Origin of the sequence: Chryseobacterium sp. SIMBA_029 (assembly GCF_046535275.1) — a bacterium.
GTDB lineage: Bacteria > Bacteroidota > Bacteroidia > Flavobacteriales > Weeksellaceae > Chryseobacterium.
Genome location: NZ_JAWRXA010000863.1, coordinates 1 through 235, shown reverse-complemented (window position 1 = coordinate 235; position 235 = coordinate 1). Strand labels below are relative to the sequence as shown.

Sequence of the window (235 nt, the reverse complement as noted above, 5' to 3'; positions counted from 1 at the left end):
ATCACGTCCAGCAACGCAGGCTCCCCTGCTTTGTGGCCCTCGATGCGCGGCAGGCCACGCTGATTTGCCCAACGGCCATTGCCGTCCATGACGATAGCTACATGCTGCGGGATCAGCTCGCTGGGAATACGCGGCGGCTCAGCACCGGAGGGATGCTTGTAGGGCGCAATGACCGGGTTCGTCCTGGGCGCGCGTGCCTTAGTCTTCTTTCCAAGTGCCACAGTCAGCTACGCTC

The 235-nt window shown here is 62.6% G+C and carries 1 protein-coding gene; it reads right to left on the bottom strand.

The window, feature by feature from the left end; all coding sequences use genetic code 11:
* A partial coding sequence (locus SB679_RS26330) for an undecaprenyl diphosphate synthase family protein (RefSeq protein ID WP_410705381.1) occupies window positions 1-170 on the bottom strand: 170 nt, incomplete at its 3' end.
* Between the last annotated feature and the right edge of the window lie 65 nt (window positions 171-235).